Consider the following 22,439-nt stretch of genomic DNA (forward strand, 5'->3'; position numbering starts at 1 on the left):
GCCATACAAGCGCGCTGCCATGCGCGACCGCTGACATCAGGAACGCCCCTGACCACAAGAGCGCTATCAAGCAGATCACAGTAGCTGCGATGGATCTGGCCATGCGACTCCACTAGGTGCCTAACACCTAAGTTAAGCCGCGCCGCAGCGGGGCGTGAAGCACATGGCAAGCTTTACCTGCCATGTGGTTTGCGCCCCGATGCGGTGTCGGCTTGAACGCATTGTTAGGCCTCAACGCATCAATGCGTACTTGTAGTATGGCGCGATGGGTGGCTTTGGAAACTTTATGCCCAGGTATGTGTTTCGGAAACAGCGTGATCTTGGCGTGTCTAGGTCGGAGACGTATTGGACCACCGTGCCAGATGAATCTAGGACCAGCACCTGCTGGATCGGTCCTTCAGACCTCTCATAGCAGCCGTCGCGTTGATCCAGCTTACGAGCATTATTAAACTCGTTCCATGAGTGCTCGTAATCGTCGATGTAGCTATCAGGTGGAAGATTCTCCACCGCGCGATACGCCTCAGAGAACGTCAGCGTTGGTATGGGTTGACGAATAGTGGTGCAACCCGTCGCCACCAAAACCAAGCAAATGAGTAAGCACTTAGTCACCCTGAATCTCCCCATTGAGGCCTAACGCCTAAGTTAAGCCGCGCCGTGGAGTGGAGCCGACCGCATGGCAAGCTTTCTTTGCCATGTGGTTGGCGTAACGAAGCGGTGTCGGCTTGAACGCATTGTTAGGCCTCACGTGATCCAGACCTGCTCAATTTTGATTGTGCAGCCGCCGCGGAAGGCGGATAAGCCGCCGTGGTGAAACGGAGTCGCCTCAAAGCTTTCGTCTTGAACATACTCGAATATGAGGTCAGCGGGCTCCAGTCCATCTCGGAAAATGCGCCACAAATGGTTGCTGGTCTTCAAGTAGCGGCGCTGCGGGTGCTGCATGGGAAATCTGCCCTGCCGCTCGACCTCGGCAAAAGTAAGGCCCGCATAAAGCGTCAAACCTTCAGGCAATGCCGCGCACGGAGCTTGACCCAAGGGCGCGGACGCGGGGGCGGCAAGGGGAGGAATCAAAACGGTGGCGCAAGAGCCCGTGGTGCATATGAGGAGAACGACAGCGACGTTACGAATATGCATGGGTGAGGCCTAACGCCTGAATTAAGCCGCGCCGCGAAGCGGCGTCGGCTTGAATGAAATGTTAGGCCGCGCCTGACGGAAATATGCGCTCAAACTCTTGAAAGACGACAGACATGTCAGGCTGAGGCTCATAGCCAGTCCCTTGGAGCTCGTGATGGTAATAGTCCCAATGAGCCTTGCGCCACCAATCAAGCGATCCATCTCCCTCACCTTCAATTCTTGCGTGAACCTCAGTGATCTCGTTGAGCGGGAGGATCTGCACTTTGGTTGTGCGAATAATACATACGGCCTTACCGCTCCAGTCCGTCACTATGCTCAGATCGCCCACATGGGGCAAAGCCTCACCGCTGCTCTCAAAAGACCACAACGAAGGTGATGTTGCGCGCTTTTTGCCGGTCAAGACTAGCTGAGCACACTCATGAGCATCCGCCTCGTTGTCGCAAAAATGCCAGGCTGGCGGAGCATCCGTGGGGAGTTGTGATGGTTGAGACTGACGAGCAAGGTAGTCGTCCCACATAAGCTTTACTGATCGGTGCATAAGAGTGTCTTAGCGGCCTAACGCCTGAATTAAGCCGACCCGCGAAGCGGGTTCGGCTTGAATGAATTGTTAGCTGCCTTAGGCGCAGTTGGCTGAAGCGAGTACGTGCATTTGGGCCCCAGCGTCAAAGTCACCGTGTGCGGCTCAAAAGCGCCATGGGATGAGACTACCGTGAGTTCTAGCACTGGCGTAGTTCCGTCGGCCCATGAGGTGGCCTGGAGGACATAGTCAGAAGTCCTATTGAGCTCCGCAACGGGTGCGGTGCATGTGGGGCGGTTTGATGCGTCCCTTTCAGGAAGTTCCTGCACAAAGAGGTCATTCCAGCAGTGCTCCGGCGAGCAGACCTGAAACACAAGGATCCGGTGATCGCGAGAGCTCTCCACCGAAAGAAGGTCCGCAGGAACGGCACGCGCACGACTATCCCCTGCGAGTGCAGGAGTAGCAACCAGCAAGAGCAAGAATGCGAGTATTTTCATGCAGCTAACACTAAGTAGATCCCAAAAGCGGAATGTAGCAGGTTGCAATGTAGTCCAACACTCGCATTCCCGTCAGGAAAATCCCACCTGAAATCATGCACTTGTCCGCTTGCCCCGCCTGCGCCGCGCGGTAATGATTCCTGAAAATACCTCACGGATGAGGCGGTATGGCATACCGGGGCAAAAGTGAGGCGGTAATCGGCTCCGTCATCGACCCTGCGGGGAACGGTCCAGCGCAACCTCCGCGCCTGCTCGACCAGGTGCGCATCCGCTGCCGCGCCAAGCACTACAGCATACGAACCGAGCGGGCCTATGTCGGCTGGGCGCGTCGCTTCATCCTGGCGAACGCAAAGCGCCATCCGCGCGATCTCGGCCTCATGGAGGTGGAAGCCTTCCTGTCCATGCTTGCGGTGCGCGACGACGTGGCGGCCAGTACGCAGAACCAGGCGCTGTCGGCGCTGCTCTTCCTTTACAAGGAGGTCCTCGGCCTTGAACTGCCCTGGGTCGGGTCCGTCACGCGCGCCAAGCGCCCGAAGAAGCTCCCCGTGGTGCTGACGCATGCGGAAGTCCGTGCACTGCTGGCGCTGGTCGACGGCCAGGTCGGGCTGATGGCCTCGTTGCTTTACGGCGCTGGCATGCGCTTGATGGAGGCGGTGCGGCTGCGGGTGAAGGACATGGACTTCGGACGCCGGGAAATCATCGTGCGCAATGGCAAGGGCGGCAAGGATCGGCGGGTGCCGCTGCCGCGCACGATCGAGGCCGGGCTCAAGGCGCAGGTCGAACGCGTGCGCATCCTGCACGGACGCGATCTGCAGGACGGGTTCGGGGAGGTGTGGTTGCCGCACGCGCTGGGGCGCAAGTATCCGACGGCCGGGCGCGAGTTCGGCTGGCAGTGGGTCTTCCCGGCGCAGCGGCTGTCGGTGGACCCGCGCAGCGGTGTGCGGCGGCGGCACCATGTCGATGAGGGCGTGCTGCAGCGCGCGGTGAAGTCGGCGCGTGCAATGGCCGGCATCGACAAGCCGGCGACGTGCCACACGCTGCGCCACTCGTTCGCGACGCACCTGTTGGAGTCGGGCCACGACATCCGCACGGTGCAGGAGCTGCTCGGGCACAAGGACGTGGCCACGACACAGATCTATACACACGTGCTCGGGCGTGGCGCCGGCGGCGTACTCAGTCCGCTCGATCGCGACTAGCCGCTTACGCGGTCGGTAGTGGCAGCCCGCGCATCGCCTTGACGGTGCGCAGCACGAAGCTGGAGTTCACGTCGCCCACGCCGGGGCGAGCGAGCACGCGGTCCAGCAGGAAGCGGGAGAAGTGCTCGAGGTCGGTCACCATCACCTGCAACAGGTAGTCCATGTCACCGGTCAGGGCGTGGCAGGCGACCACTTCGTCCCATTCGTTCACGCCGCGGGCGAAATCGGCGACGGCGGCGGCGTCATGGTGGTTCAGGCGGATCCGGACGAAGGCGGTCAGGCCCAGGCCCAGGTGTTCGGGATCCACTTCGGCGCGATAACCGGCGATCACGCCGCTGCGCTCGAGCCGTTGCACGCGCCGCAGGCACGCGGACGGTGACAGGTGCACCCGTTCGGCCAGTTCTGCGTTGCTGAGGCGGCCCCGCCGCTGCAGTTCGCCCAGCAGCTGGATGTCGATGCGGTCGAGGATGTCGGTCGGGGCCATGCGGCTCTCCGTCGTTGTGCGCAATATTGTTGCGCCATTGGCGGCTAGTGGCGCAATGAATGCAAGCATATTGCGCCCATATGCGGCTAGAGTCGATGGATTGCGGGCCCGATACGCGCAAAAGCTGCACTTGAACGGTGCTACAGGTCCGGTCCGCCCTCACTCGGAGTCGTTCCATGTCCACGCCCAGCCCAGCCCAGCCCCGTCGCCTCGAGAATCTCCACACCGACAAAGGCAAGGTGCCTGTCTATGCCACGGGCGTGGTCGATCAGAACTGGGCCGGTTACACCGCCGAGGACCATGCCACCTGGGCAACGCTGTTCGAACGCCAGCGCAAGCTGCTGGTCGGGCGCGCCAGCGCTGAATTCCTGCGCGCGCAGGATGCGATGGGAATGACGCCGGACCGGATCCCCAGGTACACCGATCTCAACGCCGTGCTGGAGCCGGCCACCGGCTGGCAGCTGATCGGGGTCGAGGGCCTGCTGCCTGAACTCGACTTCTTCGAGCACTTGGCCAACCGGCGCTTCCCGGTCACCTGGTGGATCCGGCGCCCGGACCAGATCGACTACATCGAGGAGCCCGATCTTTTCCATGACCTCTTCGGCCACGTGCCGCTGCTGATGAATCCGGTGTTCGCCGATTACATGGCGGCGTACGGCCGGGGCGGGGTGAAGGCACACGGTATCGGCACGGATGCGCTGCAGAACCTGACGCGCCTGTACTGGTACACGGTGGAGTTCGGCCTGATCCGCGAGGCCGGCGAACTGCGCATCTATGGCAGCGGCATCGTCTCGTCCAGCGGCGAATCGGTGCATTCGCTGGAGTCCCCGGCGCCCAACCGCATCGGCTTCGACCTGGAACGCATCATGCGCACGCGCTACCGCATCGACACCTACCAGAAGACCTACTTCGTCATCGACAGCTTCGAGCAGCTGATGGCCGCCACCGAGCCCGACTTCACCCCGATCTATGCCCGTCTGGCCGAACAGGACTCGATCCCCGCCGGCACCGTGCTCGACACCGACCACGCCTACCATCGCGGCACCGGCGAAGGCTGGTCTACCGAAGGCGACGTCTGACCCCTCCCCTGGAGCACCCGACAGAACGCCCCATTCACCCCCCGGGACAATGCGGACACTCCCCCCGGGAGAGAATGGGCGAATGAATCGCATCCTCCTGCCCGCCACCATCCTCCTCGCCCTGTCCACCGCCACCCCGGCCATCGCCTCCCCCGACCCGGCGACGCCCTCCGCGACAACGACAGCCCCCGCGTCCACGCCTACCACGTTTGACGCCGTGGTCGTCGAAGCCACCCGCCTGCGCACGGTCCCGGCCTTCGACACGCCCGCCTCCACCGCCACCGTCAACCTCGGCGGCGACATCTCCGGCGCCAACGCCGATGTCTCCGATGCGCTGCGCGGCATCCCCGGCCTGCTCGCGCGCGACCGCCAGAACCTGGCCCAGGACACCCAGCTCTCGATCCGCGGCTTCGGTTCGCGCGCGACCTTCGGGGTGCGCGGGCTGCGGCTGTATGCCGACGGCATCCCGGCGTCGATGCCGGACGGCCAGGGCCAGCTCTCGCACTTCAGCCTCGCCGGCGCCGAGCGCATCGAAGTGCTGCGCGGGCCGTTCTCGGCGCTGCACGGCAACTCGTCCGGCGGCGTGGTCTCGATCCACAGCGCCGACGGCCAGGCCGGCGACCCCTGGTCGCTGCGCGCGACCGTGGGCAGCGACGGCACCTGGACGGGTGCCGCAAGACTGCTCGGCGGCAACGACGTCGTCGGCTACAACTTCGCCGTGTCGCGCCTGGACACCGACGGCTGGCGCGATCATTCCGCGGCGCGCCGCGACGTCGCCAACCTCAAGCTCGGCTTTGACCTCGGCGAGCGCCGCCGGCTGTCGCTGGTGCTCAACCACGTCGACATTCCCGAGGCGCGCGATCCGCTGGGCCTCACCGCCGCGCAGGTGCGCGACAACCCGCGCCAGGCGGTTGCCAACGCGCACATCTACGACACCCGCAAGACCGTGCGCCAGTCGCAGGCCGGCGCCATCTACGAGCACGGCTTCGGCGACGCACACGCGCTGCGCGTGTCGGCCTGGGGCGGCGACCGCGAGGTCACCCAGGTGCTGCCGATCCCGCCGGCGCCGCAGGGCAATCCGCTGCATTCCGGCGGGGTGATCAACCTCGACAACGGCTACGCCGGCTACGACGCACGCTGGACCTGGAGCGGTGCGCTCGCAGAACGGCCGCTGGAGTTCGCGCTCGGCGCCAACGGCGAGCGCCAGCGCCAGCACCGCCGTGGTTTCGAGAACTTCGTCGGCGATGCGCTCGGCGTGCGCGGGGCGCTGCGCCGCGACGAGCGCAACAACGTCGACGCCAACGACCTCTATGCCCAGGCCTGGTGGCGCTTCGCCCCGCGCTGGTCGCTGCTGCTCGGCGCGCGCCACAGCGAGGTCGAGTTCAGCTCGCGCGACCTCTACGTCGCCGCCGGCAATCCCGACGACAGCGGTCGCGTGGAGTTCAGCGAGACCTCGCCAGTGGCCGGCATCACCTTCGCCCCCGCCGAGCACCTGCGCGTCTACGCCTCGGCCGGCCGCGGCTTCGAGACGCCCACCTTCAACGAGCTCTCCTACCGCGCCGACGGCGGTGCCGGCCTGGCCTTCGACCTGCGCCCGGCGGTCAGCGACAACTACGAGCTCGGCATGAAGTGGCGCACGCCCACCGGCGGCCAACTCGAGGCCGCGCTGTTCCGCGCCGATACCGACGACGAGATCGCGGTCGCCCGCAACGTCTCCGGCCGCAGCAGCTACCGCAACGCCGGCGGCGCGCGCCGCCAGGGCGTCGAGCTGTCGTGGCTGCAGCCGCTGGGCGAAGCCTGGGACCTGCAGCTGGCGGCAACGCAGCTGGAGGCGGAGTTCCGCGGCTGCGGCGCTGGCGGAAGCATCAGTGACGGCGCTGACCCGACCGCCTGCATCGGCGGCGCGGATGGCACCGACGCCTCCAACCGCCGCATCCCCGGCGTCCCCGAACGCCAGGCCTTCGCCCGCCTGCAGTGGAACGGCGGCCCCTGGCGCGCCGCGCTCGAAGGCGAAGCGATCGGCAAGGTCATGGTCAACGACGCCGGCACCGCCTCCGCACCGGGCTACGGCCTGCTGCACGTGGAAGCTTCGCGCAGCTGGAACACCGCTACCGGCCCGCTGCGCGTGTTCGCCCGCATCGACAACCTGCTCGACCGCGACCACATCGGCTCGGTGATCGTGAACGAAGGCAACGGCCGCTTCTACGAACCCGGCGCCGACCGCACCTGGCTCCTCGGCTTCGAATGGCAATTCGACCGCCGCTGAGTTCCCGCAAGGTCGCGCCATCCCGCGCGTCGTCCCGCCTTCCTCCACCGCCGTGGCTTGGCGGCTATGGGAGAGCAGCTACAGCTGCCACCTGGGCCACTGTGGGAGCGGCTATAGCCGCTCCCACAGAACGTACCCTCGCACATGGCGCCCCCGCGGCCTGCAACGCCCCGCACCTTGGGCGACAATGGCCACCCGTCCGCCACTCCGCAGGCCTGCGATGTCCAGCCACGTCTCCCTCACCCGCCACCTGATCGAGGAGCAGCGCGCCGGCCGCATCAACGCCGACCTGCGCCAGCTGATCGCGGTGGTCGCCCGCGCCTGCACCAGCATCTCGATCGCGGTCGGCAAGGGCGCGCTTGGTGGCGTGCTGGGCGACGCCGGCACCGGCAACGTGCAGGGCGAGGCGCAGAAGAAGCTCGACGTGCTGTCCAACGACATCCTGCTCGAGGCCAACGCCTGGGGCGGGCATCTCGCGGCCTGCGCCTCCGAGGAGATGGAGCACTGCCACCCCATCCCCGATGCCTACCCGCGCGGCAACTACCTGCTGCTGTTCGATCCCCTCGACGGCTCCAGCAACATCGACGTCAACGTCTCGGTCGGCACCATCTTCTCCGTGCTGCGCTGCCCCGAGGGCGTGACCGCCGCCTGCGACGAGGACTTCCTGCAGCCCGGCACCGCCCAGGTCGCCGCCGGCTACTGCGTCTACGGCCCGCAGACCACCCTGGTGCTGACCTTCGGCCACGGCACCCACGCCTTCACCCTCGACCGCGAGCAGGGGGTCTTCGTCCTCACCCGCGAGTCCATCCGCATCCCGGAGGAGACGAAGGAGTTCGCGATCAACATGTCCAACCAGCGCCACTGGGAGGCGCCGATGCAGGACTACGTGCGCGACCTGCTGTCCGGCAAGGAGGGCCCGCGCGGCAAGGACTTCAACATGCGCTGGGTGGCCTCGATGGTCGCCGACGTGCACCGCATCCTGACCCGCGGCGGCATCTTCATCTATCCCTGGGACCGCAAGGACCCGGGCAAGGCCGGCAAGCTGCGCCTGATGTACGAAGCCAACCCCATGTCATTCCTGGTCGAACAGGCCGGCGGCGCCGCCACCAACGGCCGCGACCGCATCATGGACATCGCACCCGACCAGCTGCACCAGCGCGTCCCCGTCTTCCTCGGCTCGAAGTCCGAAGTCGAAGCCGCCACCCGCTACCACCGCGACCACGACGCCTCCTGATCCGCGTAAATCCGTCGCAAAAAGCTCTTCGCTCCATCGCGGCCATGGCCGCCCACAACCAACAGAGGGACTCCGATGAGCCAGGCGCCCGCAGCAGACTTCATCGAAGTGACGCCCGGCGCGCTCGACGCCCCCACCTGCACCGCCATCGTCGAGCGCATGCGCGCCAGTGATGCGCTGCAGCCCGGCCGCGTCGGCAGCGGCGTGTTCCCGGAGCTGAAGAAGAGCCGCGACATCGCCCTCGCCGGCCGCCCCGAGTGGGCCGATGCCGAGCAGGCGCTCAACGTGGCCGTCTACCGCGGACTGCTCGCCTACCTCCGCCGCTACCCGCAAGTCCTGATCGCGCCGCTGATGCTGCAGCAGCCCACGGCCGACGGCACCCTGCGCCGGCTCGAGGCCGGGGACATCACCGCCATGGACGACCGCACGCTCGGCAGGCAGGCCATGGCCTGTCTGCGACCCGGCCCGGTCAACCTGCAGTGGTACGCGGCCGGCGAAGGCGGCTATCCCTACTGGCACTGCGAGCTCTACCCGCGCGACCCGCAGGCCGAGACCCTGCACCGACACCTGCTGTGGACGGTCTATCTCAACGATGGCTTCGACGCCGGCGAGACTGAATTCCTGTTCCAGCAGCGCAAGGTGAAGCCCCGCGTCGGCGACCTCCTGATCGCCCCGACCGCCTTCACCCACACCCACCGCGGCAACCGCCCCGAAGGCGGCGACAAGTTCATCGCCACCAGCTGGATCCTGTTCCAGCGCGCCGAGGCGCTTTTCGCCGGCGCGTAAGAGCCTTTTTCGCCACTCGCCCTATCCGCGTAAATCCGCCCTTATCCGCGCTCATCCGTGGCAAAAGCTTTCCCCAGCCTCCCGGTTCGCGAAAAACTATCCCTCCCGCGGATGGTTCAACACCAGCCAGTACATCCCCACCTGTTTCACCGCCCACATGAACTGGCCGAAATCGACCGGCTTGCGGATGTAGCTGTTGGCACCCAGCGAATAGCAGGCCTCGACGTCGAATGGTTCGGCACTGGTGGTCATCACCACCACCGGCAAGCTGCGCAGGCTGGACTCGGCGCGGATCGCCTGCAGCACCTCGCGGCCGTCTATGCGCGGCATGTTCAGGTCCAGCAGCACCAGCGAAGGATGATCACCGGGGTCCCGGTCCGCGTGGTTGCCGCGCGCGAACAGATAGTCCAGCGCCTCCACACCGTTGCCCACGACGTGCAGGGGATTCGCGATCTTGGCTTCGGCGAATGCGATGCGGGTGAGCTCGACGTCGTCGGGATTATCCTCCACCAGCAGGATCGGGCGGGTGCTCATCACGTGCCAGCGTCCTCCGCGGCGGGAAGCTCGACGTGGAACACGCTGCCCCGGCCGGGCTCGGAGTCGACCGCGATGCCTCCGCCGAGCCGCGCGGCGATGCGCTGCGCGATCGCCAGGCCGAGGCCATGGCCGCCGCCCTCATCGGGACCGTGAACGCGCTGGAAGGGTTCGAACACGCGCCCGGCATGGCTGGTGTCGAAACCGCTGCCCTGATCGCGGACGTGGATCCGCACGCGCTCGCCGTGGCATTCGGCGGTGATCGCGATGCGCACCGCGTCGCGGCCAGCGGAAAACTTCCAGGCGTTGTGCAGCAAACGGTCGAACAGGAGCTTGAGCTGGCGTTCGTCGGCACGCACGCGGATGCCGGGCTGCACATCGGCCTCGACCCGGCGTCCGGGCTCGGCGTCGCGCAGTTCGACCAGCGCCCAGTCGGCCAGCAGGCTGGCGTCGACGTCGGCAAGGTCGAGATGATCGTGGGACGCACGCGACAGCGCCTGCAGTGCATCCAGCAGCGCCGCCATGCGGGCGGCGGCGGCGCGGATCCTGGCCAGGTAATCGCGGCCGGTGGCGTCCAGCGCTTCGCCGGACCCCGACTCCAGCATCGCGGAGAAGCCCTCGATCGCGCGCAGCGGCGCGCGCAGGTCGTGGGCAATGCCATAGGACACCAGGGCCTGGTCCTTGAGGACGCTGGCCAGCTGCGCTTCGCATGCGTTCAGTCGTGCGGCGGCGGTGTCGCCCACGTCCGTGGACGGGTCGTGCGTATCGACCCCGGCGCTACCGGCAGGCAGCAGTCCATGGGTTGGATCCTGTTTCATCGCCGAACCGTACACCACCGTGCCGTCGTGGTGGCGTATAGGATCCGTGATTTTCGACGCTGGCTGGAGACGCCCTCTAGAACAACTGCCCTTGCGGCGAGGCAGGCCGCGGCGCAACGAAGCGCGTGCAGTCCAGCGCCGGGAGGTGGGCGAACCCGAGCTGTCGCCAGGCACGGCTGAAACGCGCCGCCAGCAGCTGCGCAAACGGACCTTCGCCGCGCATACGGCTGCCGAAAGCGCTGTCGTAATCGCGTCCGCCGCGCATCTGCGCCACCAGGCTCATCACGTGCGCGGCGCGCTCGGGATAGTGCAGGGCCAGCCACTCGCGCCAGACCTCTTTCAGTTCATGAGGCAGGCGCAGCAGCACGTACGACGCGTCGAACGCACCGGCCTCGCGCGCGGCGCCCATGATCGCCTCCAACTCGCTGTCGGTGATCGCCGGGATCACCGGCGCCACCATCACGCTGACCGGTACTCCCGCCTCGTGCAGTCCGGCGATCGCCTTCAGCCGGGTGTGCGGTGCCGAGGCACGCGGCTCCATGCGTGCGGCCAGCCGGTTGTCGAGCGTGGTCACCGATACCGCCACTTGCACAAGGCCATCGGCGGCCATTGGCGCGAGCAGGTCCAGGTCGCGCAGTACCAGTGCGTTCTTGGTGATCAGGTGCACTGGGTGGCGCGTCTCGGCCAGCACTTCAAGCAGCGCGCGGGTGATGCGCCGGCCGCGTTCGATCGGCTGGTAGGCGTCAGTGTTCACGCCGAGCGCGATCACCGCACAGCGGTAGCCCGGGCGCGCAAGCTCCGCGCGCAGGAGTTCGGCGGCATTGGTCTTGGCAAACAGCCGGGTTTCGAAATCCAGGCCCGGCGAAAGATCGAGATAGGCGTGGCTGGGACGCGCGAAGCAGTAGACGCAGCCGTGCTCGCACCCGCGATAGGGGTTGATCGACTGGCCGAAACCGACGTCGGGCGACTGGTTGCGGGTGATGATGCTGCGCGCGCGCTCGGCGGTGACCACGGTGTCGGGGCCGGGCTCAAGCGCCTCGCCGCTGGCGTCCGAGAAGTCGTGGCCCGAGCCCCAGCCGTCGTCTTCGCGACTGGCCGTGCGCTGCTCGAATCGGCCCGGCACCCACGACGCGGAGCCGCGGCCCTTCAGGGCACCCATGACCGCAAGCTTCGCTTTGCCATCGTCGCGCATGGGGCTAGCCTACGCCCCATGTGTCGCAGCTCCTGCGACAGGGGAGCGCTGTGTGGACGCGTTGCGCGAAGCCTGGCAGGCACTGCTTTCGATCCCCCACCTGGGGGCCTGGCTGGTCACCGCCTGGGCCGCGTACCTGGTGCTGCTGGGCGGCGTCATCATCCTCAAGAAGCGCGAGCCGGTGGCCACCCTCAGCTGGCTGCTGGGCCTGGCGCTGCTGCCCTACCTTGGCCTCTTCATCTACCACGTGTTCGGGCCGCAGCGGATCGAGCGCCATCGGCTGCGGCGCGCGCGCAGTCGCCAGTCGGCGCCGGCCGGCGAGGCCTTCGCCGACCCCGCGCACGCGGACGCCGTCGAACTCGCGCGCCTGGCCGCCGCCACCACCGGCCTGTCGCAGTCGAGCGCGCGCGACGTGCGCCTGCTGGTCGACGGCGCCGCCAAATACCAGGCGCTGCTGGCCGATATCGCGGTGGCCACCAGGCACGTGCACCTGGAGTACTACATCTACGAACCCGACCACACCGGTATCGCGCTGCGCGAGGCCCTGGTCGAGCGCGCTCGCGCCGGCGTGAAGGTGCGGCTGCTGCTGGATGCGATCGGTTCGGCCAACGCGCGACGGTTCTTCAAGCCGCTGCTCGATGCCGGCGGCGAGCTCGCCTGGTTCCACCCCATGCGCTTCGGCCACGTCTGGCGGCGGCCGTGGGCGAACCTGCGCACCCACCGCAAGATCGTGGTCATCGACGGATGCGTGGCCTACACCGGCGGCATGAACGTCACCGACGAGCAGGACGAACGCTTGGGCGACTCCGCCTACCGCGACCTGCATCTGCGCCTCGAGGGCGCCGTGGTTCGCGTGCTGCAGCTGGTGTTCTGCGAGGACTGGGCCTACGCCACCGGCGATCATGATTTCCTTTCCGACGTCGCCCGCGACACGCCGCGCGCGGCCGCACCGGGCCCGGTCCGCGCACAGGTGCTGGTGTCCGGCCCGGATTCGCCCTGGGAGGCGATCCACCGTCTGCACGTCTCGGCGATCCAGGCTGCGAAGCATCGCGTCTGGCTGACCACGCCCTACTTCGTGCCCGGCGAGGCGGCGATGATGGCGCTGACTTCGGCGGCGCTGGCCGGCCTGGACGTGCGCCTGCTGGTACCCCGCGACAGCGACTCGAAGCTGGTGACGCTGGCCGCGCGCTCCTACTTCGGCCCGCTGCTGGTCGCCGGCGTGAAGATCTACGAGTACGGCCCGCGCATGCTGCACAGCAAGTCGCTGCTGGTCGATGACGAACTGGTGGTGATCGGCAGCGCCAACTTCGACCACCGCAGCTTCCGCCTCAACTTCGAGGTCTCGGTGCTCTTCGACGATCCGGAGATCGCCGCCGACCTCGCCGCACTGATCGAAGGCGAACTGGCACATGCGCCGCGGGTCCAGCGCGGCCGCCATCGCCCGCTGCTGCGCGCGCGCCTGCCCGAAGCCCTGGCCCGGCTGATGTCGCCGCTGCTGTAAGGCCGTGCGGGCGCCGGTTCTGCGACCGGCGGCACGCTGCCACCGCCCGGCGGCGGGGGGGGGGGGGGGGGGGGGGGGGGGGGGGGGGGGGGGGGGGGAGGGGGGGGGTGGGGGGGGGNCCGGCGGCGGCGCGCGCGCGCGCCGCCAGCGGCTAGACTTCGGGACAGTTCCCGTGGAGGCGTGCGATGCCCTGGTTGTTCCTGCTGCTGGCCGTGGCCGCGTTCGCCGTGGCGCTGAACGCATCGTCGATGGTACTTGCCGTGCTCTGCCTGCTGGTGGCCCTGGCCGCCACCGTGGCCTGGGTGCTGGGCCTGCTCGCGCAGCGCGTGGGCAACCAGTCGCGCGACGACAGCATGATGCTCGACCCGGTCGAGCTCAAGCGCCTGCGCGAGCAGGCGGAAGCGCGCCGCCTTGCCGAGCAGGCCCAGGCCGGCGAACCGCCGCTCGGCTGAGCGCTCGCCGCCGGCCGCGCAGGGACGGGTATCCTGCCCTCCATGACCCGGCTCAGCGTCAACCTCAACAAGATCGCCGTGCTGCGCAATTCACGCGGCGGCGGCGAACCCGACATGCTGCGCGCGGCCCGCGCCTGCCTCGATGCCGGCGCCCACGGCCTGACCCTGCATCCACGCCCTGACGCGCGCCATGCACGCGCCGACGACGTCATGGCGCTGGCCGGGCTCGCCGCCGCGCGCGATGTCGAACTCAACCTCGAAGGCAACCCGTTCGCGCCGCCGCGGCCCGGCTATCCCGGATTCATCGCCCTGTGCCGCGAAGCCCGTCCGGCCCAGGCCACCCTGGTGCCCGACGACGACGGCCAGATCACCTCCGACCACGGCTTCGACTTCGTGCGCGACGGCGCCCGCCTTGCGCCCATCGTGGACGAACTGCGCGCGCTCGGCTGCCGCGTCAGCCTGTTCGCCGACGCCCATGCCGATTCCCACGCCGGCAACGCCGCAATCGAGGCCGCGGCTACCACCGGCGCCCACCGCATCGAGATCTACACCGGCCCCTTCGCCGAAGAACACGCCGCCGGCGCCGCATCCGGCGCGCTGGCCGCCTGCGCCGATACCGCCCGTCGCGCCCGCGCCGCAGGGCTCGGCGTCAACGCCGGCCATGATCTCAGCCAGTCCAACCTTGCCGACTTCCTGTCCGCGGTGCCGGGCATCGAAGAAGTCTCGATCGGCCACGCCCTCATCGGCGACGCCCTCTACGAAGGCCTGGCCACGACGGTCCGGCGTTACCTCGCGCTTTTGCAGGGGCGCGAAGGGCAAGGGTCCTTCTGCCACGGATGACGCGGCAGAAAATTTTGCTCTTCCGCAAACCCACGCCAGGCACAAAAAAGACGCCGCCTTTGTGGGGCGGCGCAAGAAAGCAAACGTGGTGTCCGATCCGCGGCGCGCTGCAGGCGACGCCGCGGACGGGTGTTGCGGGATCAGTTCTTGATGAAGCCGATCTTCATCATCTGCGCGTTCTTCGCCTCGGCCAGGACCTTGGCGAGAACACCATAATCGGCATCCTCGTTGACATCGATCTGCAGCGTGGGCTGGTTGCCCGGGTCACGCTGGACCTCGGTCTCCATCATGCTGCGCAGTGCCGTGATCGGTGCCGGGCTGTCGTTCCAGAAGATCTGGCCCGAGCCGTCGATCCGGAGCTTGATCGGCTCCGGCGGCTCGACCGGATTTTCCGGGCGATTGATCGAACGCTGCGGCAGGTCGATGTCGATCGGATACGACAGCTGCGGCGCCGTGACCATGAAGATGATGAGCAGCACCAGCATCACGTCGCAGAGCGGAATGATGTTGATGTCGGCCATCGGGCCGTCACCGGAATTGGAGGAAAAAGCCATGTTGCAAACTCCGGGTCAGTTGTTCTCGCGAGTGGCGACAAAGCCCACCTTGCGCATGCCGGCGGCCTGCGCGAGATCGACGACTTCCTTCACCATTCCGTACTTCGTGGTCTTGTCGGCGCGGACGTTCACCGGCGGCTGGGGCGTTTTCTGGGCCTCGACCGCAAGCGAACTTTCCAGCAGCTGGAGCGTGACCGGCTGGTCGTTGAGATAGACCTCGCCCGCGTCGGTCACCGCGATGGTGATCGGCGGGGCGGCCGGTGCCATCTCGGGCTGCTCGTCCAGGTTGGCCTGCGGGAGCTCGACCTCGACCTTGTGGGCCATGAGCGGTGCCGTGACCATGAAGATGATCAGCAGCACCAGCATCACGTCGACCAGCGGCACGATGTTGATCGTGGCGTTGACCTTGTCATGGCCGTTACCGCTTGAGCTATAAGCCATGTCGGTTCTCCGTTACTGGCCGTTCCTGGACTATCAGCGCTTCTGCTCGCCGACGCGCGAGCCGGTGGCGAAGAAGTCGTGCAGGTCGTGGGCGAACGTGTCGAGCTTGTAGTTCAGGCCGCGGTTCAGGCGCACGAAGAAGTTGTAGCCAAGCACCGCCGGGATCGCGACGCCGAGGCCGAGCGCGGTCATGATCAGCGCCTCGCCAACCGGACCGGCAACCGCGCCGATGTCGGCCTGGCCGCTGGCACCGATGCGGATCAGCGCACGGTAGATGCCCCACACGGTACCGAGCAGGCCGACGAACGGCGCGGTCGAACCAACGGTGGCGAGCACGGTCAGGCCGGCTTCGAGCTTCAGCGACTCGCGGGTCACGCCCTGGCGCAGCGCGCGGTCGACGAACTCGGAGCGGTTGAGCGACTCGACCAGGCGCGAACCTTCGTGGCGCTGGTGGTGCGCGGCGGCCTGGGCGGCGTCAAGCGCGACCTTCGAGAAGGGCTCGCTGCGCGATTCCTCTTCCATGGCGCGGATCGCGTCCTGCGCGTTCTGGGTTTCCCAGAACGTGGTGATCACGCGGTCGGCGCTGCCGCGCAGGCGCATGTGCTTGATGAAGTTGAAGATGATCCAGTAGATCGACATGGCCGACATGATCAGGAGGGTGATGAGCACCACCCAGCCGACCGCATCCATGTGTTGGACCATGTCCGCGAAACCCATCTGCTGGAGCGCTGCAGCGTTGCTGCCTCCGGCGGCGGGGACGTTAGTGGTTTCCTGCAGCATGACGCTTACCTTCTAGATGTTGTGGTGTTGGAAAAGGGTGTAGCGGGTACAGCGGGTATTGCATGTGATGCGGTGGTGCGCCGCGGCGCAACCCCCGTCAGAGGACGAAGGCCACCGGGACGCGGACGCGGCCTGCGACCGGGACGCCGTCCCGCATCTCGGGATTGAAGCGCCAGCCGCGGGCGGCGGTGACGGCCGAACGGTCGAGATCGCGGTTGCGGCTGGATTTTTCCACCGACACGTCGATGACGTTGCCGCTGGCATCGACTTCAACGATCAGGATCACCTCGCCGGTGATGCCTGCACGCTGCGCGGCCGGCGGATATTTCGGCGGGTTCATGCTGCGCGATGACGGATCGACGCTGGCGCCGATGTTCGCCACCGGTGCAGGCGGCGCGGGCGGTGCCGGCGGCGGCGCCGGGGTATCCATCGGCGAGGGTTCGTCGAATACCACCGGCGGCTCCTGGGGCGGCGGCGGCAGCGGGGTCGGCTGCGGCGGCACCAGCTCGCGGATCGGCTGCGGCTCCGGCGGCTTGGGCGGCGGCGGCGGCGGCGGCGGCGGCGGCGGCGGCGGCTCGATCAGGACCACGCGGGTGACCGCTTCTTCTTCCGGCGGGGCGCCTGGCGGATTCACCGGGGCCAGCAGGAGCAGGACGGCGGCGGCATGGAATGCCACCACCATGGTAAAACCGGCGATACGCGCCCAGTTCAGGCCCTCGTCCTGGTCATTGTTCCGGTCGGGGGTCGTTGCGTGCTGCGTCATGCGGAAAACTCGATTCTGGCCGGGCCGGGAGCGCCCCGAAAAATGATGTCTGGATCCGCACTCGGCTTCTGCGCGGGAATTTCCAAGCTTATACCAATCATGCCGCGCGGTTCTACCGCACCGTCGACCTTCTTTTCACGGACCACTGTGTCAGCGCGCCAGCAGCTTGCGTGCTTCGGCAGGGTCGTCCAGGCCCTTGTCGATGGCCTTCTGCGCGGCATCCTTGGATTCGGCACTGCGCCCTTCGCTGGCCAGCACCTTGGCTAGGTTGAGGTAGGTCGCGCCGCTGTCGTCTAGCGGCGCTGCCTTCTGGTAGGCCTTGATCGCCTCGCCCGGCTGGTCGCTGAAGTAGTACGCCTGCGCGAGTTGTGCATAGGTCTTCTGGTCGGGCTTGAGGACGCCCTTCTCCAGGCCCTCGTTGATCACGCTGATGGCATTGCGCTCGCCATCCTCGCTGTTGAGGTACAGCGCCGAGAGGTTGCGGTATTCCGCCTCTTCGGTGAGCTGCCCGGCCGAACGCAGGCCCTCGTAGACGGCGATGGCCTTGGGATAGTCGTCGCCCTGCAGGTAGACGCTGGCAAGGTTGAGCTGGGCGCGCTTGTCGCCCGGAGTCTGCGACGCGACCTGCTCGGCAAGGGCCATGGCGTCACTGCCCCGGCCACTTTCCGAATACGACGCCATCAGCAGCTGGCTCCAGTCGGCGCGAGCCTCGGGATTGCCCTTGACCAGAGGCTCGAGTGCGGCGATGGCGTCGTCGTAGCGCTCCAGACGGTACAGCGCGTTGCCGCGCAGGACCAGCACATCGGTCTTGTCGGTGTGGGTCTCGGCGATCATGCGGTCGAGCGTGGCCAGCGAGCCGGCGTAGTCGTCGTCCTGCATCTGGATCTGGGCAAGCATCAGCATGCTGTTGAAGTGTTCATTGTTGCCAAGGCCTTCAAGCTCGATGGCTTCACGCAGGTAGCTCTTGGCGCGCTCGTTGTCTTCGTTGATCAGCAGGTCGGCCACCAGGCGCAGGGTGATCGCGCGCTCATAGGCGTTGGCCTTGTCATCGCCAAGGATTTCGGCGGCGGCGGCTTCGGCGGCGGCTAGGTCACCGGCCTGCTGCGCCTCGGAAACCTTGTTGAGCTGTGCCCCGATGCGCGAGCTTGCGCTCAGGCCAGGCTGCTTGCGGGTGGCCGCCGGATACTCTTCCGCGGCTGCCTCGCCTTTCTGCGAGTCCTGCTTGCCGGCGTCCGCGCCGGCCTGGCGGGCGGCGCGACGCTCGGCGGCGCGCTCGCTGGGGGTCTGCGCAACGGCATCGGTGGCAACGCCCAGGGCGAGCACTGCGACGATCGCGGAAACCAGCAGGGAGCGGTGGGTCGAAATTGCGGACATGACAGGCCTCGGATGTGCGAAGCACGCGACGATCAGTGTCGCTCGTGCTGGGGGGAGCCAAAACTACCAGAAGATGTATCGTCGACGCGAGCGCACCATTGGACGATGGCGGAATGGTTCAACCGCAGGCTGGACGTCGACCGGCGGCCCGGGCCTGCTCCCATGCCGGAACCAGGCTGGTGGCACGCGACTGCAGCTCACCGATGCGGGCGCTCGGATCCGGATGCGTCGACAGCCACTGCGCCGGCCGGTTGCCGCCGCTGGCGGCGATCATGTTCTGCCACAGATTGACCGCCTGGCGCGGATCAAACCCCGCTTCGGCCATCAGCTGCTGGCCGACGACATCCGCCTCGCTTTCCTGCACGCGCGAACCGGGGAGCAGGAACGCCGTCTGCAGCGCGGCGCCGCCAAGCTGGTTGGTGGTCTGGGTGGCGCCCTCGCCGTAGCGCGAGCCGACCAGCGCGCCAACCACGCCCAAGGCGCCCTGGGCGCCCATCTGGCGGGTAATGCGTTCATCGTGGTGGTTCGCGATCACGTGCCCGACCTCGTGCGCGATCACCGCCGCCAGCTGGTCCTGGTTCTTCGCGACGCTGAAGATGCCGGTGTACACGCCGACCTTGCCACCGGGCAGCGCGAAGGCGTTGGGGTTGTCATCGACGAAAACCGCCGACTCCCAGGCGATCTGGCGCTGTGAGGCGGGCAACTGGGCGACCACCGCCCGGACCACGCAGTCCACGTATCGCTTCTGCGTGGCATTGCCGGTCTGCTTCATCTGCGCCTTCTGCTCGGTGAAGGCCTGGGCGCCGAGCTGGTTGAGCTGCTCCTGCGACACCGCACCTACGTACTGGGTCCGCCCGGTAGGCGACGTGGTGGTGGCGCAGGCGGCCATGGCCACCGTGGCGGCAACGGCGAATGCAAGTGGCAGTGTCTTCATGGCGACATCCTGATTGGGCTGCGTTGGTTGTAGGCGTCGCCATCTGAAGACGGCGTCAACCGGCAGGATCATACGTCGAGGTTGGACACCCTCAGCGCATTGTCTTCGATGAAGGCGCGACGCGGCTCGACCACGTCGCCCATCAACGTGCTGAAGATCTGGTCCGCGCCGACGGCGTCCTCGATCGTCACCTGCAACAGGCGCCGCGTCTCGGGGTTGACCGTGGTGTCCCAGAGTTGCTCGGGGTTCATCTCACCCAGGCCCTTGAAGCGCTGGATCTGGCGCCCCCTCTTGGCCTCTTCGAGCAGCCAGGCCTGGGCCTGGGCGAAGTTTGCGACCGTCTGCACGCGGCTGCCGCGGATGATCCGCGCACCCTCGCGAACCAGGCCATGCAGCAGCGCCGCGGCGTCACGCAGCGCCCGCAGCTCGCCGCCCTCGAAGGCCGAGAACGGAAGCACCTGCACCGCATCCACGCCCATGTGGCGGCGGTTCACCACCAGCGCCGGACCGGCGGTGTCGGTGGCCGGCTGGAATTCGAGGCTGTAGCGCGGCTTGCCGAGGCCCGATTCGTTGAGTCGGTTCTCCAGCATGTCCAGCTCGTGGCGCTCGTCGACGTTGCCGGCGAGGATTTCGGCATCCAGCGGCGTGAAATCGATCAGTGCGCCGAGCACGACGGGGTCGTAGCGGTAGGCGTTGCGGGTGATGGTTTCGCGCGCGGCGGCGTAGACCAGCAGCAGCTTCTCAAGCGCTGCGCCGCTGATCCCCGGCTCGTCTTCGGCGGGCACCAGGGTGGCGTTCTCGACCGCGTTGCCGGCGAGGTAGGCATCGAGCGACGCGTCGTCCTTCAGGTAGATCTCGGTCTTGCCCTGCTTGATCTTGTACAGCGGCGGCAGGCCGATATAGATGTGCCCACGCTCGATCAGCTCCGGCATCTGCCGGTAGAAGAAGGTCAGCAGCAGAGTGCGGATATGGGCGCCGTCGACGTCGGCGTCGGTCATGATGATGATGCGGTGGTAGCGCAGCTTGTCCGGGTTGTACTCGTCCTTGCCGATGCCGGTGCCGAGCGCGGTGATCAGGGTGCCGACCTGGTCCGAAGCCAGCATGCGGTCGAAGCGCGCGCGCTCGACGTTGAGGATCTTGCCCCTGAGCGGCAGCACCGCCTGGTTCTTGCGGTTGCGGCCCTGCTTGGCGGAGCCGCCGGCCGAGTCACCCTCGACGATGAACAGTTCGCTGAGCGCCGGATCCTTCTCCTGGCAGTCGGCGAGCTTGCCCGGGAGCCCGGCGATGTCCAGCGCGCCCTTGCGCCGGGTCAGGTCGCGCGCCTTGCGCGCGGCCTCGCGGGCGCGGGCGGCGTCGACGATCTTGCCGGCGATGGCCTTGGCTTCGTTCGGATTTTCCTGGAGGAAGGCGTCGAGCTTGGCGCCGAAGGTGTGTTCAACCACCGGGCGCACTTCCGAGCTGACCAGCTTTTCCTTGGTCTGCGAGGAGAAGCTGGGGTCGGGCACCTTCACCGACAACACCGCGATCATGCCTTCGCGCATGTCGTCGCCGGACAGCTGCACCTTGGCCTGCCTGGCGATGCCGCTCTGTTCGATGTAATTGGTCAACGTGCGCGTGAGCGCCGCGCGGAAGCCGATCAGGTGGGTACCGCCATCCTTCTGCGGGATGTTGTTGGTGAAGCAGAACATGGTCTCCTGGTAGGAGTCCGTCCACTGCAGCGCCGCTTCGACGGTGATGCCGTTCTCCTCACCGATGACCGAGATCACCTTGGGGTGCAGCGGGGTCTTGAGCTGGGCCAGGTGCTCGACGAAGGAGGCGATGCCGCCCTCGTACTCGAACACGTCGCGGCGCGGCTCGCCGCGCTCGTCGCTGAGGGTGATCCTGACGCCCGAATTCAGGAACGACAGCTCCCGCAGGCGGCGCGCCAGGACCTCATAGTGGAACTCGACGTCGCTGAAGATCGCGGTGGCGGGCTTGAAGCGCAGCGTGGTGCCGCGGCGCCCGCCTGACGGCTCCAGCACCTTGAGCGGGTACAGGGGCTCGCCCAGGGCGTATTCCTGGCGATGGTGCTCGCCATCGCGCCAGATATCGAGCCACAGGTGCTCGCTCAGCGCGTTGACCACTGAAACGCCGACGCCGTGCAGGCCACCGGACACCTTGTAGCTGTTGTCGTCGAACTTGCCGCCGGCGTGGAGCACGGTCAGGATGACCTCGGCCGCGGAGACATGCTCTTCCTTGTGGATGTCGACCGGAATGCCGCGTCCGTTGTCGGACACCGAAACCGAGCCATCCTCGTGGATGACCACGTTGATGTCGTCGGCGTGGCCGGCGAGCGCTTCGTCGACCGAGTTGTCGACCACCTCGAACACCATGTGGTGCAGGCCGGTGCCGTCATGCACGTCACCGATGTACATGCCCGGGCGCTTGCGGACGGCCTCGAGGCCGCGCAAAACGGTGATCTTGCTGGAGTCGTAGCCGGTGTTCGCGGTCTCGGGGGTGCTGCCGGTATCGTCAGTCATCTGGATATTTCTGGCCGTTGGAATCGCCCGGCAACGGCCAGCGCGGCGACGCCGGCGCACGACACATTACTTATAGGGGCCTGAGACGGCCATTATACCAGTTTGCGGCGCATGGCAAGGGCTCCTGTGCAGGAGCAGCCATAACTGCGATCCCGACCAAGGGGACCTTCCAACGACCACCGTCCCGAATCCCTTTGTTTGGTTCTTCTCCCGACTGGGGAGGCATACGACCCGGCGGAGTGGCTGGCTCTTCTCGAGGCTCCGGGATGACGTGACAGTTGGAGCATTGTTGCGCCGGGAGCTGCTTCGTCCTGGTCCGCGCTGCCCGTCCCGTGCACAGGGGGTGTGGCGTTTCTTGGCTTCGGGACGGAGATCAGGAGCGGGCGCGCTCGTGGGCGTAGCTGTGGCGTGGCTGTGCTTGATCCGGTGACGCCGCTGGGTTTCAACGTCGGCGTCGCCGCTTCTTCCCCCGACCGCGACAAAGGTCCGGGCCCGCCGTGGATGCAGGGGGATGCCCAGAGCCGGCCATGGATGGCCGGCGGCCGGA

At 67.1% G+C, this 22,439-nt stretch carries 21 protein-coding genes; 8 read left to right on the plus strand and 13 right to left on the minus strand.

The window, feature by feature from the left end; genetic code table 11:
- Positions 1–741: 741 nt before the first annotated feature.
- Both ACW7G5_RS09665 and ACW7G5_RS09670 read right to left on the minus strand, forming a co-directional pair.
- Positions 742–1,131 carry a hypothetical protein gene (locus ACW7G5_RS09665; RefSeq protein ID WP_457004006.1) on the minus strand — a complete coding sequence of 130 codons (390 nt, stop codon included), beginning with the start codon at positions 1,129–1,131 and terminating at the stop codon, positions 742–744.
- Positions 1,132–1,192: 61 nt separating this feature from the next.
- Positions 1,193–1,669: an ASCH domain-containing protein gene (locus ACW7G5_RS09670; RefSeq protein WP_457004008.1), complete on the minus strand. Its 477-nt coding sequence runs from the start codon at positions 1,667–1,669 to the stop codon at positions 1,193–1,195.
- A 724-nt stretch (positions 1,670–2,393) separates the two neighbouring features.
- On the opposite strand from ACW7G5_RS09670, the gene ACW7G5_RS09675 reads away from it, so the two are divergent.
- Positions 2,394–3,341, plus strand: a complete 948-nt coding sequence (locus ACW7G5_RS09675; protein WP_457004730.1) for an integron integrase — start codon at positions 2,394–2,396, stop codon at positions 3,339–3,341.
- Between the two features lie 4 nt (positions 3,342–3,345).
- Here the strand turns inward: ACW7G5_RS09675 and ACW7G5_RS09680 are convergent, their stop codons facing one another.
- Positions 3,346–3,825: an Lrp/AsnC family transcriptional regulator gene (locus tag ACW7G5_RS09680; RefSeq protein ID WP_457004010.1), complete on the minus strand. Its 480-nt coding sequence runs from the start codon at positions 3,823–3,825 to the stop codon at positions 3,346–3,348.
- A gap of 176 nt (positions 3,826–4,001) precedes the next feature.
- On the opposite strand from ACW7G5_RS09680, the gene phhA reads away from it, so the two are divergent.
- The 4 genes from phhA (at position 4,002) to ACW7G5_RS09700 (ending at position 9,190) form a co-directional block, all read left to right on the plus strand.
- A complete protein-coding gene (gene phhA / locus ACW7G5_RS09685; protein WP_457004011.1) occupies positions 4,002–4,904 on the plus strand; it encodes a phenylalanine 4-monooxygenase in 903 nt (300 codons plus the stop codon).
- 82 nt (positions 4,905–4,986) lie between these two features.
- On the plus strand, positions 4,987–7,170 hold the full coding sequence (locus ACW7G5_RS09690; RefSeq protein WP_457004013.1) for a TonB-dependent receptor family protein: 2,184 nt from the start codon (positions 4,987–4,989) through the stop codon (positions 7,168–7,170).
- A 220-nt stretch (positions 7,171–7,390) separates the two neighbouring features.
- On the plus strand, positions 7,391–8,404 hold the full coding sequence (locus ACW7G5_RS09695; RefSeq protein ID WP_457004015.1) for a class 1 fructose-bisphosphatase: 1,014 nt from the start codon (positions 7,391–7,393) through the stop codon (positions 8,402–8,404).
- A 75-nt stretch (positions 8,405–8,479) separates the two neighbouring features.
- Positions 8,480–9,190, plus strand: a complete 711-nt coding sequence (locus ACW7G5_RS09700) for a 2OG-Fe(II) oxygenase (protein ID WP_457004017.1) — start codon at positions 8,480–8,482, stop codon at positions 9,188–9,190.
- A gap of 96 nt (positions 9,191–9,286) precedes the next feature.
- Here ACW7G5_RS09700 and ACW7G5_RS09705 read toward each other — a convergent pair whose 3' ends face one another.
- The 3 genes from ACW7G5_RS09705 to ACW7G5_RS09715 form a co-directional block, all read right to left on the minus strand.
- Positions 9,287–9,724 carry a response regulator gene (locus tag ACW7G5_RS09705; RefSeq protein ID WP_457004019.1) on the minus strand — a complete coding sequence of 146 codons (438 nt, stop codon included), beginning with the start codon at positions 9,722–9,724 and terminating at the stop codon, positions 9,287–9,289.
- Complete coding sequence (locus ACW7G5_RS09710; RefSeq protein WP_457004021.1) at positions 9,724–10,542, minus strand: sensor histidine kinase; 819 nt, start codon at positions 10,540–10,542, stop codon at positions 9,724–9,726. Before ACW7G5_RS09710 ends, ACW7G5_RS09705 begins: the two co-directional genes overlap by 1 nt.
- A 76-nt stretch (positions 10,543–10,618) precedes the next feature.
- Positions 10,619–11,734 carry a PA0069 family radical SAM protein gene (locus ACW7G5_RS09715; protein ID WP_457004023.1) on the minus strand — a complete coding sequence of 372 codons (1,116 nt, stop codon included), beginning with the start codon at positions 11,732–11,734 and terminating at the stop codon, positions 10,619–10,621.
- Positions 11,735–11,786: 52 nt separating this feature from the next.
- On the opposite strand from ACW7G5_RS09715, the gene cls reads away from it, so the two are divergent.
- The 3 genes from cls to ACW7G5_RS09730 all read left to right on the plus strand — a co-directional run bounded on the left by cls (position 11,787) and on the right by ACW7G5_RS09730 (position 14,527).
- Positions 11,787–13,235, plus strand: a complete 1,449-nt coding sequence (gene cls / locus ACW7G5_RS09720) for a cardiolipin synthase (protein WP_457004025.1) — start codon at positions 11,787–11,789, stop codon at positions 13,233–13,235.
- A gap of 185 nt (positions 13,236–13,420) precedes the next feature.
- On the plus strand, positions 13,421–13,687 hold the full coding sequence (locus ACW7G5_RS09725) for a hypothetical protein (protein ID WP_457004027.1): 267 nt from the start codon (positions 13,421–13,423) through the stop codon (positions 13,685–13,687).
- Positions 13,688–13,729: 42 nt separating this feature from the next.
- Positions 13,730–14,527, plus strand: coding sequence for a pyridoxine 5'-phosphate synthase (locus ACW7G5_RS09730; RefSeq protein WP_457004029.1), 798 nt, complete (start codon positions 13,730–13,732; stop codon positions 14,525–14,527).
- A 140-nt stretch (positions 14,528–14,667) separates the two neighbouring features.
- Here the strand turns inward: ACW7G5_RS09730 and ACW7G5_RS09735 are convergent, their stop codons facing one another.
- The 7 genes from ACW7G5_RS09735 to gyrB all read right to left on the minus strand — a co-directional run bounded on the left by ACW7G5_RS09735 (position 14,668) and on the right by gyrB (position 21,892).
- Entirely contained in the window at positions 14,668–15,081 is a 414-nt protein-coding gene (locus ACW7G5_RS09735) for an ExbD/TolR family protein (RefSeq protein WP_457004031.1), read from the minus strand.
- A 15-nt stretch (positions 15,082–15,096) separates the two neighbouring features.
- Positions 15,097–15,522: an ExbD/TolR family protein gene (locus ACW7G5_RS09740; RefSeq protein WP_457004032.1), complete on the minus strand. Its 426-nt coding sequence runs from the start codon at positions 15,520–15,522 to the stop codon at positions 15,097–15,099.
- 33 nt (positions 15,523–15,555) lie between these two features.
- A complete protein-coding gene (locus ACW7G5_RS09745; protein WP_457004034.1) occupies positions 15,556–16,302 on the minus strand; it encodes a MotA/TolQ/ExbB proton channel family protein in 747 nt (248 codons plus the stop codon).
- Positions 16,303–16,399: 97 nt separating this feature from the next.
- Positions 16,400–17,065, minus strand: coding sequence for an energy transducer TonB (locus ACW7G5_RS09750; RefSeq protein ID WP_457004036.1), 666 nt, complete (start codon positions 17,063–17,065; stop codon positions 16,400–16,402).
- 150 nt (positions 17,066–17,215) lie between these two features.
- Entirely contained in the window at positions 17,216–18,439 is a 1,224-nt protein-coding gene (locus ACW7G5_RS09755) for a tetratricopeptide repeat protein (protein ID WP_457004038.1), read from the minus strand.
- A 118-nt stretch (positions 18,440–18,557) separates the two neighbouring features.
- The gene (locus ACW7G5_RS09760; RefSeq protein WP_457004040.1) at positions 18,558–19,373 is read right to left on the minus strand and encodes a M48 family metallopeptidase; all 816 of its coding nucleotides are present in this window, start codon (positions 19,371–19,373) and stop codon (positions 18,558–18,560) included.
- A gap of 68 nt (positions 19,374–19,441) precedes the next feature.
- Positions 19,442–21,892 (minus strand): DNA topoisomerase (ATP-hydrolyzing) subunit B, encoded by a 2,451-nt coding sequence (gyrB, locus tag ACW7G5_RS09765; protein ID WP_457004041.1) that lies wholly within the window; start codon positions 21,890–21,892, stop codon positions 19,442–19,444.
- Positions 21,893–22,439: the final 547 nt, after the last annotated feature.

The sequence above is a fragment of the Luteimonas sp. A501 genome, assembly GCF_054052085.1.